This window comes from Streptomyces sp. NPDC104313, from assembly GCF_055583985.1.
In genome coordinates this window covers 363929-379414 of record NZ_JBVJMW010000005.1, presented here as the reverse complement: position 1 = coordinate 379414, position 15486 = coordinate 363929, and the positions used below count along the sequence as shown (strand labels likewise).

17 protein-coding genes are annotated in these 15486 nt (G+C 70.8%); 1 reads left to right on the top strand and 16 read right to left on the bottom strand.

The features are described from left to right. Positions 1–152: 152 nt before the first annotated feature. The 12 genes from ACZ60Q_RS15210 to ACZ60Q_RS15155 all read right to left on the bottom strand — a co-directional run bounded on the left by ACZ60Q_RS15210 (position 153) and on the right by ACZ60Q_RS15155 (position 7945). Positions 153–461 carry a DUF2469 domain-containing protein gene (locus ACZ60Q_RS15210; RefSeq protein ID WP_003965949.1) on the bottom strand — a complete coding sequence of 103 codons (309 nt, stop codon included), beginning with the start codon at positions 459–461 and terminating at the stop codon, positions 153–155. Between the two features lie 65 nt (positions 462–526). Further along, positions 527–1015, bottom strand: a complete 489-nt coding sequence (locus tag ACZ60Q_RS15205) for an NUDIX hydrolase (protein WP_469633574.1) — start codon at positions 1013–1015, stop codon at positions 527–529. Beyond that, on the bottom strand, positions 1012–1767 hold the full coding sequence (gene lepB, locus ACZ60Q_RS15200) for a signal peptidase I (protein ID WP_469633571.1): 756 nt from the start codon (positions 1765–1767) through the stop codon (positions 1012–1014). The genes ACZ60Q_RS15205 and lepB (ACZ60Q_RS15200) overlap by 4 nt, the downstream gene beginning before the upstream one ends. A gap of 50 nt (positions 1768–1817) precedes the next feature. Further along, positions 1818–2714, bottom strand: coding sequence for a signal peptidase I (gene lepB, locus ACZ60Q_RS15195; protein ID WP_469633853.1), 897 nt, complete (start codon positions 2712–2714; stop codon positions 1818–1820). Then, a complete protein-coding gene (gene lepB, locus ACZ60Q_RS15190) occupies positions 2617–3693 on the bottom strand; it encodes a signal peptidase I (RefSeq protein WP_469633568.1) in 1077 nt (358 codons plus the stop codon). The genes lepB (ACZ60Q_RS15195) and lepB (ACZ60Q_RS15190) overlap by 98 nt, the downstream gene beginning before the upstream one ends. Next, positions 3686–4456: a signal peptidase I gene (gene lepB / locus ACZ60Q_RS15185; RefSeq protein ID WP_469633565.1), complete on the bottom strand. Its 771-nt coding sequence runs from the start codon at positions 4454–4456 to the stop codon at positions 3686–3688. The genes lepB (ACZ60Q_RS15190) and lepB (ACZ60Q_RS15185) overlap by 8 nt, the downstream gene beginning before the upstream one ends. 45 nt (positions 4457–4501) lie before the next feature. Continuing rightward, positions 4502–4852, bottom strand: coding sequence for a 50S ribosomal protein L19 (rplS, locus tag ACZ60Q_RS15180; RefSeq protein ID WP_469633562.1), 351 nt, complete (start codon positions 4850–4852; stop codon positions 4502–4504). 130 nt (positions 4853–4982) lie between these two features. After that, positions 4983–5804: a tRNA (guanosine(37)-N1)-methyltransferase TrmD gene (gene trmD / locus ACZ60Q_RS15175; protein ID WP_469633559.1), complete on the bottom strand. Its 822-nt coding sequence runs from the start codon at positions 5802–5804 to the stop codon at positions 4983–4985. Then, positions 5804–6391: a ribosome maturation factor RimM gene (gene rimM, locus ACZ60Q_RS15170; RefSeq protein WP_469633556.1), complete on the bottom strand. Its 588-nt coding sequence runs from the start codon at positions 6389–6391 to the stop codon at positions 5804–5806. Before rimM ends, trmD begins: the two co-directional genes overlap by 1 nt. Positions 6392–6511: 120 nt before the next feature. After that, positions 6512–6751 carry an RNA-binding protein gene (locus ACZ60Q_RS15165; RefSeq protein ID WP_003965959.1) on the bottom strand — a complete coding sequence of 80 codons (240 nt, stop codon included), beginning with the start codon at positions 6749–6751 and terminating at the stop codon, positions 6512–6514. 2 nt (positions 6752–6753) lie between these two features. Further along, complete coding sequence (rpsP, locus tag ACZ60Q_RS15160) at positions 6754–7194, bottom strand: 30S ribosomal protein S16 (protein WP_469633553.1); 441 nt, start codon at positions 7192–7194, stop codon at positions 6754–6756. A 157-nt stretch (positions 7195–7351) separates the two neighbouring features. Continuing rightward, positions 7352–7945: a hypothetical protein gene (locus ACZ60Q_RS15155; RefSeq protein WP_469633550.1), complete on the bottom strand. Its 594-nt coding sequence runs from the start codon at positions 7943–7945 to the stop codon at positions 7352–7354. Between the two features lie 449 nt (positions 7946–8394). Between ACZ60Q_RS15155 and ACZ60Q_RS15150 the strand changes: the two genes are divergently transcribed. Beyond that, on the top strand, positions 8395–9279 hold the full coding sequence (locus ACZ60Q_RS15150) for a methyltransferase domain-containing protein (RefSeq protein ID WP_469633548.1): 885 nt from the start codon (positions 8395–8397) through the stop codon (positions 9277–9279). Positions 9280–9360: 81 nt separating this feature from the next. On the opposite strand, the gene ffh is transcribed toward ACZ60Q_RS15150, so the two are convergent. The 4 genes from ffh to ACZ60Q_RS15130 all read right to left on the bottom strand — a co-directional run bounded on the left by ffh (position 9361) and on the right by ACZ60Q_RS15130 (position 15216). After that, a complete protein-coding gene (gene ffh, locus ACZ60Q_RS15145; RefSeq protein ID WP_469633545.1) occupies positions 9361–10908 on the bottom strand; it encodes a signal recognition particle protein in 1548 nt (515 codons plus the stop codon). Positions 10909–11039: 131 nt separating this feature from the next. Beyond that, a complete protein-coding gene (locus ACZ60Q_RS15140) occupies positions 11040–13499 on the bottom strand; it encodes a [protein-PII] uridylyltransferase (RefSeq protein WP_469633542.1) in 2460 nt (819 codons plus the stop codon). A 29-nt stretch (positions 13500–13528) separates the two neighbouring features. After that, a complete protein-coding gene (locus tag ACZ60Q_RS15135) occupies positions 13529–13867 on the bottom strand; it encodes a P-II family nitrogen regulator (protein ID WP_007452846.1) in 339 nt (112 codons plus the stop codon). Then, positions 13864–15216: an ammonium transporter gene (locus ACZ60Q_RS15130; protein WP_469633538.1), complete on the bottom strand. Its 1353-nt coding sequence runs from the start codon at positions 15214–15216 to the stop codon at positions 13864–13866. The genes ACZ60Q_RS15135 and ACZ60Q_RS15130 overlap by 4 nt, the downstream gene beginning before the upstream one ends. Positions 15217–15486: the final 270 nt, after the last annotated feature.

The following is a 15486-nucleotide window of genomic DNA, read 5'->3' as shown; positions in this document are numbered from 1 at the left end:
ACCACCTCCGGCACCGACTGTGACCCGGACCGCCGAAAGATGTGGATCTTGGTGGACAACTCCGCGGATGTGGAAAACCCGGCCACCCACACGGGTGACCGGGTCGTTCCTGCAACACGCGTATCGGCGGCCCGGCGGCGGGCGGCGCGGGGTCAGCCTCCCGGAAGTTCCAGATCGCTCTTGTTGAGCTCTTCGATGTTGACGTCCTTGAAGGTCAGCACGCGGACCTGCTTGACGAACCTCGCGGGCCGGTACATGTCCCAGACCCAGGCGTCCGCCATGGACACCTCGAAGAAGACCTCACCCTGGACGGAGTGCACCTGCATCTCGTAGTCGTTGGTGAGGTAGAAGCGCCGTTCGGTCTCGATCACATATTTGAACAGACCGACGACATCGCGGTACTCCCGGTAGAGCTTCAGCTCCATCTCGGTCTCGTACTTCTCGAGGTCCTCGGCGCTCATGGCATGTTTCCCCTTCAGCCGTGCGTGCCCCCCATTGTGCGTCAGCCTCCGGCACCCCTGGACGATTAGACGATTTCGGGGGCCAGAACCAGCGGATCACACGGGGGACCCTCGTCGAGGAGCGTGCGGAGCAGCTCGGCGAGTCTGGTCGGGTACACCGTCTCACGCGTCGCGAGCAGTTCGGCGGAAGTCCACCACCTCAGACCGGCGACGCTGCGCAGTTCCAGGTCGGTGAGGCCCTGCGGGGCGGTCCGGGTCTGTGTCGTGCGGGCCAGGTAGTACCACTCGTCCTGGTCCCAGCGCCGCCCGTCGAACGGGAAGGAGCAGATCCTGGTCCAGAGCAGTGGGCCCAGCTCGATGTCCGTGATCCCGGTTTCCTCGGCGAGCTCGCGGCGGGCCGCCTCTTCCCGGGTCTCGTCGCCCTCCAGACCGCCGCCCGGGGTGAACCACCAGGTGTCGGCCGGGTCGTCCGGCTCGTAGCCGTGCAGCAGCAGGACGCGGTCGTCGGGGTCCAGGAGGACGACCCGGGCGACCCTGCGCGCCCCGGAGGTCACCGTGCCTCTCCGGCGGGTGTCCTTCGGCGGCCGAGGCGCGCCGCCACGGGCCCGTACACCGCGCCGGCGAAAATCAGGGCGGCACCCACCAGGATCACGCCCAGCTGGAACGGCAGCGGGCCGGCGGCGGACACCCCGCCGGGCAGCGCGGCGAACGAGGAGGGCCGGCCGATCATGCCGTCCATCGGCCAGGCCACCGCGTCCACCCGGGCCCGCACGGCGCTCAGCGGCACGGAGCCCTCGCCGCCGTCCTGGAGGTGGACCCGGGAGTCCAGGGAGGTCGCCCGTTCATCGCCGAGCAGAAAGATCTGGCCCTTGGGCACGGTGGCGGAGAAGTCCCGGGGAGAGGCCGGCGCCTTCCTGCCCGGGGAGACCTGGCCCCGGTCGAGGTAGGGCTCGTCGACGGGGGTGCCGTTGACGGTGAGCCGTCCCTCCCGGTCACAGCAGGCCACCTTGTCGCCGCCGATCCCGACGACGCGCTTCACCATCGGTGTGGCGCCCCAGACCTGGTCGGTGAAGACCACCACATCACCGCGTCGGACCTCGGCCCCGTCTATCCGTTCGGCGAGCACCCGATCGCCGGGCTTCACCGTGGGGGACATCGAGTCGGTCGGAACCGTGTACGGCTGGTAGACCACCGCCGCCCAGGCGAAACCGCCGAGGAAGAGCACACAGCCGACGGCCACGGCCAAGCCCGACACCATGGCGCCGAGCCGGCCGCGGCCGTCTTCCTTGCGTCCTGTACCGCTCATCCCAGCGCTCCCCCGTCGGAGATCGACAATCGCTGATCCGAGTCGGCACCCTACCCGGCGGTACGCCCGGCGGTCAGCCTCCGGCGACGCCACAACACGAGGGGCAACGCTCCGGCTGCCCCCAGCGCCGCCGGCGCCATCGCGGCAGCCGCGTTCAGGCCGGGCTGGTCGAAGGTGTCCGGGATCGGAAGGGTCGCCCAGCGGCCCAGCGGCCAGGCGACGACGACGGCGCGGCCGACGACCTCGTCCGTGGAGACCGTGCCCTGTCCCGGGAGCTCCTGGTGGTAGCGCGAGTCCAGGGAGTTCTGCCGGTGGTCGCCCATGACGAAGATCCGGCCGTCCGGCACCTTGATCGGGCCGAAGGGCTTGTCGTTGCACGGGGTGTTCCCCGGGAAGATGAACGACTTCTCGTCCAGGCTCTTCCCGTTGACCATGACCGGTCCGTTCTCCTTGCACTCCACGGTGTCGCCGCCGATCGCGATGACCCGCTTGATCAGGTCCTTCTCCTCGGAGGACGGCATCAGGCCGATGAAGCTCAGGAACTTCTGCACCGCGTTGGGCTCCGGGGTCACGGTGTCCTCCAGCCAGCCGCCCGGATCGTGGAAGACCACGACCTCGCCGCGCTCCGGCTCCGAGCCGAACCACGGTGTCAGCTTGTCGACCAGCACCCGGTCACCCCGCTGCAGAGTGTTCTGCATGGAGTCCGAGGGGATCGAGAACGCCTGTACCAGGAACGTCTTGATCAACAGTGCCAGAACCAGCGCGATACCGACGAGCAGCGGAAGCTCCAGCCAGAAGGAGCGTTGCCTCCTGGCCGGCCTGCCGCCGTCGCCGACCGGGGGGTCGCCCTCACCCTCCGGCGGGATCGCCGCCCCGCCCGCAGGAGACTCGTCGCGCCCCGGCCGGTCCTCGGGTTCGTCGTGTCCGGATCGTGCGCCGACCGCCAAATCCCCCACATCCACTCCTCAATACGTGCCACTGCCCGCGCCCGATCCGGTGCAGGCCAACCACTCCCATAACGAGCGGGAGTTCCGCAGGGGTCGGGAGCCGGACCATTCCATAGGGATCCGGAGGTGCCACACTATTCGACGGGGCCCGAGCCGCCGCCTCCGATGCGCGCGCGTCCGGGACCGCGCTGAAGGCGTCGCGCTCCTCCAGGGTGCTCCAGTGGCCGAAAGGCCAGGCGATCACGACGGCCCGCCCCACGACCTCTTCCTCGGAGACCGTGCCCCGGTCGGGTTCGTCGAGGTGGAAGCGGGAGTCGGCCGAGTCGGACCGGTGGTCCCCCATCATGAAGAGCCTGCCCCGAGCTACCTTCACCTCGAACGAGATGGTGGAGGGCCGGTCGTCGGGGTGGAGGTACGTCTCGGCCAGCGGTACGCCGTTGACGGTGACCCGGCCGTCCTCGCCACAGCACTTCACGGTGTCGCCGCCGACCGCGATGACCCGCTTGATCAGGTCCTGCTCGTCGTCGGACGGCAGCAGCCCGATGAAGGTCAGCAGCTCGGTGACCTGCTTGACGCCGATCGGCGGGTCCTTCTTCTCCCCGGGGTTCTCCTGTTGGAGCCAGCCGCCGGGGTCCTTGAACACCACGACGTCGCCACGCTGCGGCTTCGATCCGAACCACGGGGTCAGCTTGTCCACGAGCACCCGGTCACCGATCCGGATGGTCTGTTCCATCGACCCGGACGGGATGACGAACGCCTGGACCAGGAACGTCTTCAGGACGAGCGCGATCAGCAGCGCCGCGACGACGAGGACGGGGATCTCCCTCACCGCGGACCCACGGCGCTTACGCCGGACCTTCTTGGCGAGCCGGCGACGTTCCGCCCGGGTGGGCAGCGAGCGTGGCCCGGTGGGCCCGGTCCCGGTCGGCAAAGACGCGTCGGGGCCGGGTGCGTCGCGCGGACGTCCGCGGTTACCCATACGCCGCGCCGGGCGCCCGGGCACCGCCGAAGGCGCCGGTGCCCTCCAGCGAACCCGTCCGGGCGGGCGGCCAGCCCAGCCAGTCCACCCGGCCGGTCACCCGCTCGGCGGGGACCATCCCGCCCCCTGGCGATCCGAGATGGTCCCGGGAGTCACTGGAGCGGCTGCGGTGGTCGCCCATCATCCACAGGGCGCCGGCGGGCACCTCGATGTCGAAGGGCGCCCGGGAAGCGGTGTCACCGGGGTACAGGTACGGCTCGTCCACCGTTGCGTCGTTGACCGCGAGCCTTCCCCGCGCGTCGCAGCAGACGACGCGGTCACCGCCCACGCCCACCACGCGCTTCACGAAGTCGGTGTCGGCGGGCTCCGCGAGCCCCAGGGAGGACGCCGCCCCGCGCACCAGCCCGGTCAGCGGGTTCGCGTCGAGGTCCTCCCGTACGAACGAGCCGGTGCCGTCGAAGACCACCACGTCGCCGCGCTCGGGCTCGGCGCCGAACCGGTATGCCAGCTTGTTGACGAGAACCCGGTCACCGACCTGCAGGGTGGGCTCCATCGAGCGGCTGGGGATCAGGAAGGGCTGGACCACGTAGGAGCTGAACAGCAACAGGGCGACAGCGGCCAGGACCACACCGGCGAGCACCCGCCGCGAGGACAGGACGGAGACGACACGGTCCCGCGTACGCGAAAAGCGCGACCTCTCCCCGGACCCCGCGTCGGGTTCCGAGGAGCGGTCGCGCTCCGAGTGCTGTGCTTGCGTGTCCATCGCGGCCGAAGCTTATCCGGCCACGCTGTGAACGCGTGCGGCAGCTCAGTTGTCGCGCTTCTCCTTGATCTTCGCGGCCTTGCCGCGCAGCTCACGGAGGAAGTACAGCTTGGCGCGACGGACGTCACCGCGGGTGACGAGCTCGATCTTCTCGAAGATCGGGCTGTGCACCGGGAAGGTGCGCTCGACGCCGACGCTGAAGGAGACCTTGCGGACCGTGAAGGTCTCGCTGACGCCCGAGCCCTGGCGGCGGATGACGATGCCCTTGAACTGCTGGATACGGGAGCGGTTGCCCTCGATCACGCGCACGTGGACGTTGACGGTGTCACCGGCGCGGAACGCCGGAAGGTCCGAACGGAGGGTGGCGGCGTTCACGCCATCGAGCAGGGAAGTCATGGTTTCTGCTTTCTTCGCCGACGCCACAGGTCATCGACGGAATGTTGTTGAAGAGTTCGGGGTGCTGATCGCGTCGGGCGGGCGTCTTTCCCCCTGTGGCAGGGGCGCACACCGGACGTACAGCAGCGGCCTATTCTTCCACGGCGGTGGGCCTGCGCCAAAATCGGCCGCCGGGCTCCGGCGCGAAGCCGAGGATGGAGAGGATCTCGCGGTCCTTCTTGTCGAAGCCGCTCGCCTCGCACCGCTCGATCAGGTCGGGCCGGTTGAGTGCCGTGCGGGCGAAGGCCCTGTCCCGCCGCCACCGGGCGATCCTGCCGTGGTGGCCGCTGAGCAGGACGTCCGGGATGGAGCGGCCGCGCCACTCGGGAGGCTTGGTGTAGACGGGGCCCTCCAGGAGGTTGGCCATCGCACCCGGGGCGAAGGAGTCGTCCTGGTGGGACTCGGCGTTGCCGAGGACACCGGGCAGCAGCCGGGCCACGGCCTCCGTGATCACCAGGACGGCCGCTTCCCCGCCCGCCAGCACATAGTCCCCGATGGAGACCTCGACGACCCGGAGCCGGGTGGCGTACTCGTCGATCACCCGGCGGTCGATGCCCTCGTACCGCGCCGGGGTGAAGACGAGCCAGGGCTCGGCGGAGAGTTCGACGGCCAGTTCCTGGGTGAACGGCAGGCCGCTGGGCGTGGGCACGACGAGCACCGGGGAGTGCGCCCCGGCCTCGTAGCCGTCGGCCAGGGCCTCGTCCAGCGCCTCTCCCCAGGGCCCGGTCTTCATGACCATGCCGGGGCCACCGCCGTAAGGGGTGTCGTCGACCGTGTTGTGCCGGTCGTACGTCCACTCCCGCAGGTCGTGGACGTGGACGTCCAGCACGCCGCGGGCGCGGGCCTTGCCGACGAGGGAGACGCTCAGCGGTTCCAGGTACTCCGGGAAGATCGTGACGACGTCGAGCCGCATCAGGCGTCGCCCTTCGGCGCCTCGTCCGGGTCTCCAGCGGTCTCTTCCTCGTCGCGCGAGGAGGCGACCACGGCCTCGCTCTCGTCGATCAGGCCGGGCGGCGGGGTGATGACCGCGCGCTGCTCCTCCAGGTCGATCTCCGTGACGATCTCCTCCACGAAGGGGATCATCACCTCGCTGCCGTCGGGGCGCTCCACGATGAACAGGTCCTGCGAGGGCAGGTGGGAGATCTCGGTGATCCGGCCGATCCCGGTGCCGTCGGCGAGCACCACGTCGAGGTCGATCAGCTGGTGGTCGTAGAACTCGCCCTCGTTCTCGGGCAACTCCTCCGGGTCCACCTCGGCGATGAGCAGGGTGTTGCGCAGGGCCTCGGCGCCGGAGCGGTCGCGCACGCCCTCGAAGCGCAGCAGGAGCCTGCCGCTGTGGACCCGGCCGGTCTCGATTCTCAGCGGCCCTGTCGCCGCCGGTTCGGTGGCCAGGACGGCGCCGGGTCCGAGCCGCAGCTCCGGCTCGTCCGTTCGTACCTCGACGGTGACCTCGCCCTTGATGCCGTGGGCGCGGCCGATCCGCGCGACTACCAACTGCACGCTGTTCTCCGATTGGTGGGTGGGGACGTCGACCTGTCGGAAACGTCCGGGTGGCCGACGACAAAGGCCGGGGACGGCCCTAAGGCCCTCCCCGGCCCTGGCCGGTGTTCAACTCGCCTATCAGCGAACCTGGTCCACATCGACGAGGTCGACGCGGATCCCACGGCCGCCGATGGCACCCACGACCGTGCGCAGAGCGCGAGCGGTGCGGCCGTTACGGCCGATCACCTTGCCGAGGTCGTCGGGGTGGACCCGGACCTCCAGCACGCGCCCGCGACGCAGGGTGCGTTCGGCAACCTGCACGTCGTCGGGGTTGTCGACGATGCCCTTCACGAGGTGCTCGAGAGCCTCCTCGAGCATGCTCAGGCCTCGGTCGACTCGGTGGACGCGGAGGCGTCAGCCGCCTCGTCCGCCTTCTTGTCGGCCTTCTTGGCCTTGGGGGTGATGGCCTCACCCTTGGCCTCGTCACCGTCCGAGGACAGCGCCTCGAACAGCGCGCGCTTGTCAGCCTTGGGCTCCGGCTGCAGCAGCGGCGCGGGGGCCGGAAGGCCCTTGTGGGCCTGCCAGTCACCGGTGAGCTTCAGGATCGCGAGGACCGGCTCGGTCGGCTGGGCGCCGACGGACAGCCAGTACTGCGCGCGCTCTGCGTTGACCTCGATGCGCGAGGGGTTCTGCACCGGGTGGTACAGGCCGATCTCCTCGATGGCCCGGCCATCACGGCGGGTACGGGAGTCGGCGACGACGATGCGGTAGTGAGGCGAACGGATCTTGCCCAGACGCTTCAGCTTGATCTTGACTGCCACGGAAGTGGTGTCTCCTGGTCTATGACGTGGTTGGGCACAACTAGATGCCACGTGGGGTTGCGGTACTCGGAGTGCCCGATGGACGCGTCAGCCGGAGGAGAGAGGGGTCCTATGCGACTGTCGAGTACAGCTAGCCATTGTGCCACACCACATCGGCTCACCCCACCGCGACCGCCGCTTCCGGAATCTGGAACGGCTTGCCGCAGCCGCCGCAGACGATCGGCGCCTGCGCCAGGACCGACGGGACGACGCGGACGTTGCGTCCGCAGTCGCAGACGGCCTTGACCCGCACACCGCCCCCGGAGGAACCGTGCCGGGCGGCAGGTCCACGGAAGGAGCGCTTGGTGTCGGCGGCGGTGGCGACGGAGTGCGCCTTGAGGGCGCGCTGTAGCCGTTCGCTGGTCGGACGGTACCGGCGCTTGGCTTCCGGAACCAGCGTGACCAGCGAGAATCCGCTGCTGGGGTGGGGTTCCTCGGCATGATCGAGGCCCAGTTCCTCGGCGATCGCGAGGAAGCGTCGGTTGTGGTAGCGGCCGGCGCGGGAGGTGTCTCGGACTCCTCTCGCGGCGGCGATGCCGTGGACTGCCTCATGGAGCAGTCGCTCGAAGGAGAGCTCGGCGCCACAGGCGGACGAGGACTCTCCGATCAGGGACTCGGGCGCGGCAAGATCGGGCAGCTCGGGGTGGTACCGCTGAATGTCGGCCCACGCCTGTGCCAGCTCTGCGGCAAGTACAGGTGGTGTCGTGCTCACGTCGTGACAACGAGCCCGAGGGCCCCGGTGTTCCTATTCCGGGGCATCCCAAATAATTTGCACGTACCAGTCAGTTGCCCTTGATGCGTCCGGACGCGGGCGGGTGCGCAGAACTGCGGAGAAGACGCACAGCTCACACCAAGGTGGTGCACAGCGTGCGGTACGTCCGGGGCTCCGGAGTGAGAAGCGCGGGCGGCCCGCGCTCCTGCCGAATCCGCCCGAGAGACTACCCGCCCCTCCGTTCGACGTGCCCGGAGCGGGGTGTCGGGTGAGACTGGTCGGAGAGCAGACGCGGAACGGGGTGCGCGAACGGGGCACGCAAGCACTGCTCCACCACCCCTGGACGGAATGGCGGACGCGCAGTTCTCCGGCTACGGGGTGCGCAACACGCGCACACGGGGACGTCCACTCGGGCACGACCGACCTCTTGGCGGATTGGGGCACTTTCCATGACACCAACGCTCGTCCGGAACCAGCCGGCCGCGGACACCTCCGCACCGGCGGACGCCGGTACCCGCGCACGCGACTGGGCCGAGATCCAGGAACGCATGCTCGCGCCGCTGTACGAGGCGGTGTACGACCGGATGGAGGTCGGGACCGCCACCCGCATGCTGTCCCTCGGCTGTGGCTCGGGCCTGGCGATGCTCGTCGCGGCGGCCCGGGGGGCGCACGTCACGGGTATGGACTCCGACCGGGAGCGCCTGGCGCTGGCCCGGGCACGGCTGCTGCCCGACGCGGACTGGGACGAAGCGCCCGCGCACTCCCCGCACCCGGCCCGCCGTCGGGCCCGGCTGCTGGAGGACGGGCGGCCCGCGCCCGCCGGCACGGACGGCGCCCCGTTCGACCTGATCACGGTCTTCGAACCGATCGGCTGTGCGGCCGGGGACTCCGAGGGGCTGGTGCCCGCGCTGCGGTCGGCCGTGCCGCTGGCGGTCCGGGGCGCCTCGGTGGTGCTGACCGGATGGGGACCGCCGGAGCGCTGCGCCACGGCCGCGGTGCTGAGGGCGGCCGCGCGGCCGGCGGAGTCCGCGCGGACTCCGCGTACGGACCCCGGCAGGTGGCGGCCCACGCTCCGGGACGATCTGGAGGACGTGGCGGCGCGGGCCGGGTTGAAGCCGGACGGTTCGGGTCGGGTGTCCTGCCCGTTCGGCTACGCGGACGTGGGCAGCGCGGTGCGCGGGCTGCTGTCCACCGGCCTCTTCGACGCCGCTGTGCGGGCCACGGACCGCTCCCGGGTGGAGCAGGAGGTCACGGTGGCCCTGCGTCCGTACCGACGGCAGGACGGCACGGTGTGGATGCCGAACGTCTTCCGCTATCTGGTCTGCGTGACCTGAGGACCCGGGGCCCGCTCGCAGGACATGCGTAAGGGGCGCCCTCTCTCAGGGGCGCCCCTCACGCGTACGGATCGGGTCCCGCTACATGAACTTCTTGAACTCGTCCGGCAGCTCGAAGTTCTTGTCCTCCTGGGCGGGCAGGCCGAACGCGCCGCCCTGGGCGGCCTGCTCGCGGCGCTCGGCGGCGGCGGCCTCCTCGGCCTTGCGCTTCATGGGGTTGCCGCTCTTACGCTTGCCCTTGGCCTGCTTGACCTGCTTCTTCTGACGGCCGGGGCCGCCGCCCATGCCGGGCATGCCCGGCATCCCGGGCATGCCGCCGCCCTGGGCCATCTTCGACATCATCTTGCGGGCCTCGAAGAAGCGCTCCACGAGGCTCTTGACCGCGGAGACCTCGACGCCCGAACCCTTGGCGATACGGGCCCGGCGCGAGCCGTTGATGAGCGTCGGCTCGGCGCGCTCCTTGGGGGTCATCGACTTGATGATCGCGGCGGTGCGGTCGATGTCGCGCTCGTCGATGTTGCTGATCTGGTCCTTGATCTGCCCCATGCCGGGCAGCATCCCGAGCAGCTTGGAGATGGAGCCCATCTTGCGGACCTGCTCCATCTGGGCCAGGAAGTCATCGAGCGTGAAGTCCTTGCCGCCCTTGCTGGAGGACAGCTTGGAGGCCATTTTGGCGGCCTCTTCCTGGCTGAACGTCTTCTCCGCCTGCTCGATCAGGGTGAGCAGGTCACCCATGTCGAGGATGCGGGAGGCCATCCGGTCCGGGTGGAACGCGTCGAAGTCCTCCAGCTTCTCGCCGTTCGACGCGAACATGACCTGCTTGCCCGTGACATGGGCGATCGACAGGGCCGCACCACCGCGGGCGTCGCCGTCGAGCTTGGAGAGCACCACGCCGTCGAAGCCGACGCCGTCGCGGAAGGCCTCGGCGGTGTTGACCGCGTCCTGACCGATCATCGCGTCGACGACGAAGAGGATCTCGTCGGGGCTGACGGCGTCGCGGATGTCCGCGGCCTGCCGCATCAGCTCCTGGTCGATGCCGAGGCGTCCGGCGGTGTCGACGATGACGATGTCGTGGACCTTGGCCTTGGCGAACTCGATGGAGTCCTTGGCGACCTGGACCGGGTCGCCGACGCCGTTGCCCGGCTCGGGGGCGTACACGGCGACGCCGGCGCGCTCGGCGACGACACTGAGCTGGTTGACGGCGTTGGGGCGCTGGAGGTCGCAGGCGACGAGCAGCGGGGAGTGGCCCTGACCCTTGAGCCAGAGGCCGAGCTTTCCGGCCAGCGTCGTCTTACCGGCGCCCTGGAGACCGGCGAGCATGATCACGGTGGGCGCGGTCTTGGCGAACCGCAGTCGCCGGGTCTCGCCGCCGAGGATGGCGACGAGCTCCTCGTTGACGATCTTGACGACCTGCTGGGCGGGGTTCAGCGCCTGGGAGACCTCGACGCCGCGCGCCCGCTCCTTCACCTTGGCGATGAAGGCCCGGACCACGGGCAGGGCGACATCGGCTTCCAGCAGGGCGATACGGATCTCGCGTGCCGTGGCGTCGATGTCCGCCTCGGACAAGCGGCCCTTGCCCCTGAGGTTCTTGAAAGTCGCGCTAAGGCGGTCGGAGAGAGTATCGAACACGGCGCTCGTCGGTCCTCAGGGTCGGGGGCGGGGCAGGTCGGTCGCCCTCCAGGGTATCCGTCCCCCGGGTAACGCCAAGCCCTCGCCCGGATCCGGAGCCCGGGGAGGGCTTGAAGTGGGTGTTCCGCGGGTCAGCCCAGGGCCTTCTCGACTTCCCGGGCGACCTCGGCGGCGCGGGCCGGGGACAGCGGTTCGCCGTCGGTGCCGGTGACGTAGAAGGCGTCCACGGCGTTGGCGCCGAGGGTGGAGGCATGGGCGCTGCGCACCCGTACGGCGCTCTGTTCCAGGGCCCGGCCGATCCGGTGCAGCAGGCCCGGGGCGTCCTGGGCGCGGACTTCGATGACGGTGGCGCGGCGGGAGCCGGCGGCGGCCACGGTCACCCGGGGCGGCGGGGCCTTCACGCCGCGCCGGCGCGGGTAGGCGGCCTCCCGCTCCGCGAGGCGGGCCTGGATGTCCAGGGAACCGTCGAGGGCGCGTACGAGGTCGGCACGGAGGCGGGCGGCCTGGGGCAGGGACCCGTACTCGGCGGCGACGCGCCAGCTGAGCAGCAGCAGGTCCGCCCGCTCCCCCAGCTCGTCGGGGAGCTCCACCGCGCGCAGGTCGGCGGCGCGCACGGTGAGGCGGTGCAGGGCGAGGACTCCGGCGGCGGCGGGCAGGACGCCGGGGCGGTCGGGCACGGCGATGAGGAGTTCGACGCCTACGGGTTCCGCTTCGCCGTCCCCGGCGGGCTCCTCGGTTCGGGTATGGAGGGCGAGGACGGGTTCGCCGGTACGCAGGGCCTCGATGGCGAGGCGTTCGTGCCCGGCGCTGGGCGCGGTCTCCTCGGGCTCGCCGGGAAGCCCCCCGGCGAGAACGGCCGCGACGCGTTCGGCCAGGTCGGTGACGAGGGAGGCGCGCCAGGAGCTCCAGGCGGCGGGCCCGGTGGCGAGCGCGTCGGCCTCGGTGAGTGCGTGCAGCAGTTCCAGGGTGGAGGTGCTGGAGACGGCTTCGGCCACCGATCGCACGGTGGCGGGGTCGTCGAGGTCGCGTCGGGTGGCGGTCTCGACGAGCAGCAGGTGGTGGCGTACGAGGGTGGCGATGACGCCCACGTCGTGCTGGTCGAAGCCGATCCGGGTGGCCACGTCCCGGGCGATGACCTCACCGGCCACGGAGTGGTCGCCGGGCCGGCCCTTGCCGATGTCGTGCAGGAGCGCGGCGACCAGGAGGAGGTCGGGGCGGTGGACACGGCGGGTGAGGGAGGCGGCGCGGACGGCGGTCTCCACGAGGTGCCGGTCGACGGTCCAGGTGTGGACGGCGTTGCGCTGGGGACGGCAGCGGACGCGTTCCCAGTCGGGCAGCAGTCGGGTGATGATCCCTTCCGCCTCGAGCGCCTCCCAGACGCCGACTGTGGCCTCGCCCGCGCCGAGCAGGGTGACGAGTTCCTCGCGGGCCTCGGGGGGCCAGGGGACCGGCAGCGGCTGGGTGGTGGCCGCCAGATGGCGGACGAGGTGGCGGGAGAGCGGGAGTCCGGCCTCGGCGGCGGCAGCGGCGGCGCGCAGAGGGAGGACCGGGTCGCGTTCGGGGCGGGCGGCGCGGGCGAGGACCACTTCGCCGTCCGCGTCCACCACGCCGTCGGCGAGCGGGGTGCGTTCGGGGGCGGCCTTGGAGCCGAGCCCGCCGCCGAACATGGCGCGGAGTCTCGGGCGGACGGAGCGGGCGCGCAGGACGCGGTTGACCTCGCGCCAGGTGACGTCGGTGGCGTACGAGACGGTACGGGCGGCCTCGTAGACCTTGCGGAGCAGGGTGTCGGCGTCGAGGAGGCCGAGGGCTCGGGCGACCTGGTCCTGGTCCTGGAGGGCGAGGCGGTCGGTGGCGCGCCCGGTGGTGAGGTGCAGGGCGTCGCGGGTGTCCAGGAGGGTGCGGCGGGCCTCGGTGAGGCCTTCGCGGGGGGCGTCGGCGACCCAGGACGCGGCCACGGCGCGCAGGGCTGTGGCGTCGCGGAGGCCGCCGCGGGCCTCCTTGAGGTCGGGTTCCAGGAGGAACTGGAGCTCGCCCATCCGCTCGGCCCGTTCCTGGCAGAGCTCGTGGAGTGCGGGGAGGCGTTTGGGGGCCTGGTTGCGCCAGTCGGCGAGGATCGCGGTGCGCAGGGTGGCGATGAGGCCGAGGTCGCCGGTGACGGGGCGGGCGTCCAGCAGGCCGAGCTGGACCTTGAGGTCCTCGCCCGCGGTCTTCCTGGCCTCGCCGGGGGTGCGTACGGAGTGGTCGAGGGCCAGGCCCAGGTCCCAGACCGGGTACCAGATGCCGTCGGCGAGGGCGGCGAGTGCCGCCGCGTCGGCGCTGCCGTCGTGCAGGAGGAGCAGGTCGAGGTCGCTGCGTGGGGAGAGCTCGCCGCGGCCGTAGCCGCCGACTGCTACGAGGGCGGCGCCGCGCACCCCGGCGCGTGTCGCGGCGGCGGTGAACAGGCCGGTGAGCCAGTCGTCGGTGAGGCGGGCGAGGGCCGCACGGCGCGGCGGCCCGGCCGGCGCCTCCTGCTGGAGGAGGCGCAGCCGGGCCGCCGCGTAGCCGCTGAGTCCCGGGCCTTCGGTTTCGGTGGTCACTTCGGTACGCGTCACCCAGCTGCCTTCCGTTGGCGGGCTGTCGGTCAGAGGGCGTCCGGGCCGCGCTCGCCGGTCCGGACGCGGACGGCGGTCTCGACCGGGACGCTCCAGACCTTGCCGTCTCCGATCTTGCCGGTACGGGCGGCCTTGACGACGACCTCGATGAGCTGTTCGGAGTCCTCGTCCTCGACGAGGACCTCGATGCGGATCTTGGGGACCAGGTCGACGGTGTATTCGGCGCCCCGGTAGACCTCGGTGTGACCGCGCTGCCGCCCGTAACCGCTGGCTTCGGTGACGGTGAGCCCCTGGACCCCGAAGGCCTGGAGGGCCTCCTTGATCTCGTCCAGCCGGTGGGGCTTCACGACCGCGGTGATGAGCTTCATGCGTCCACCTTCTTTGCGTTCGGTGCTGTCGTCGGGGCCGGTGCCGGTGCGGCGGTGCGGGAGACGGTGCCGCCGCCGGCGCCGCTGAAGTCGTACGCCGTCTCGGCGTGCTCGACCTGGTCGATGCCGGAGATCTCGTCGTCCTCGGAGACCCGCATCCCGATGGTCCGATCGAGCAGGAGGGCGATGAGGGCGGAGACGACCAGAGAGTACGCGAGGACGGCGACGACGCCGACGGCCTGCTTGCCGAGCTGTTCGAGGCCGCCGCCGTAGAGGAGTCCCTTGGCGTCGGACTGGACACCGCCGGTGGCGAAGAAGCCGACCAGGATGGAGCCGATGATGCCGCCGACGAGGTGGACGCCGATGACATCCAGGGAGTCGTCGTAGCCGAACCTGTACTTCAGGCCGACCGCCATGGCGCACAGGACACCGGCGATCGTGCCGACCGCGATCGCGCCGAGCGGGCTGACGGAGCCGCCCGCCGGGGTGATGGCGACGAGTCCGGCGACCGCGCCGGAGGCGGCGCCCAGAGTGGTGAAGGAGCCGTGGCGCAGCTTCTCGTAGACGAGCCAGCCGAGGACGGCCGCGGCGGTGGCGACCTGGGTGTTCAGGAACATGACCGCGCCGACGCCGTCGTCGTTGCCGAGCCAGGATCCGGCGTTGAAGCCGAACCAGCCGAACCACAGGAGGGCCGCGCCGAGCATGACGAGCGGCAGGCTGTGCGGGCGCATCGGGTCCTTCTTGAAGCCGACGCGCTTGCCGATGACCAGGATGACGCCGAGGGCGGCAGCGCCGGCGTTGATGTGGACGGCCGTGCCGCCGGCGAAGTCGATGACGCCCATCTCGAAGAGCCAGCCCCCGGCGCCCCACACCCAGTGGGCGACGGGGAAGTAGACGACGCTGACCCACAGGACGATGAATACCGCCCAGGCCGTGAACTTCACCCGGTCGGCCAGGGCACCGCTGATCAGGGCCGGGGTGAGAACGGCGAACATCAGCTGGAAGACGGCGAAGACGTAGACCGGGATGGTGTAGCCGTCCCAGAGTTCGGTGACGCCGATGCCGCTGAGGCCGACGTAGTCGGAGTTCCAGCCGATGACCGAGCCGACGTCGGTGCCGAAGGCGAGGCTGAATCCGTAGAGCACCCACAGGATCGTGACGATCCCGAGGCTGATGAAGCTCATCATCAGCATGTTGAGGGTGCTCTTGACGCGGACCATGCCTCCGTAGAAGAAGGCCAGGCCGGGGGTCATGAGCATCACCAGGGCCGAGCAGATGAGCATGAACCCGGTGTTGGCGGCAGACAGCTCGGGGGCGTCTGCGGCAAGCGTCGTGATGCCTGGGGGCATCGGCGTCTCCTCGTCGTCGGGTGCGGCCGCGGCGTGCGGGGGAATGCTGCGGGACCACTGGGGAAGGTGCGGGCCGGTTATGAGCCACGAGATTGGCCGAGGGCCGTTTCCGGGGATGCCGCACGATGTTTCGCGAGCGTGACGAAGAGAGATCGCGTGTTTCGGCCCGGTGAATCCGGGGTGGCGCATCCGGTGCCCTGCCTACCATGCGGCACACGCCGCATACGGTGCGGTTGAAACGCCCGGGGCCGAAGAACACGAAAACCGGCC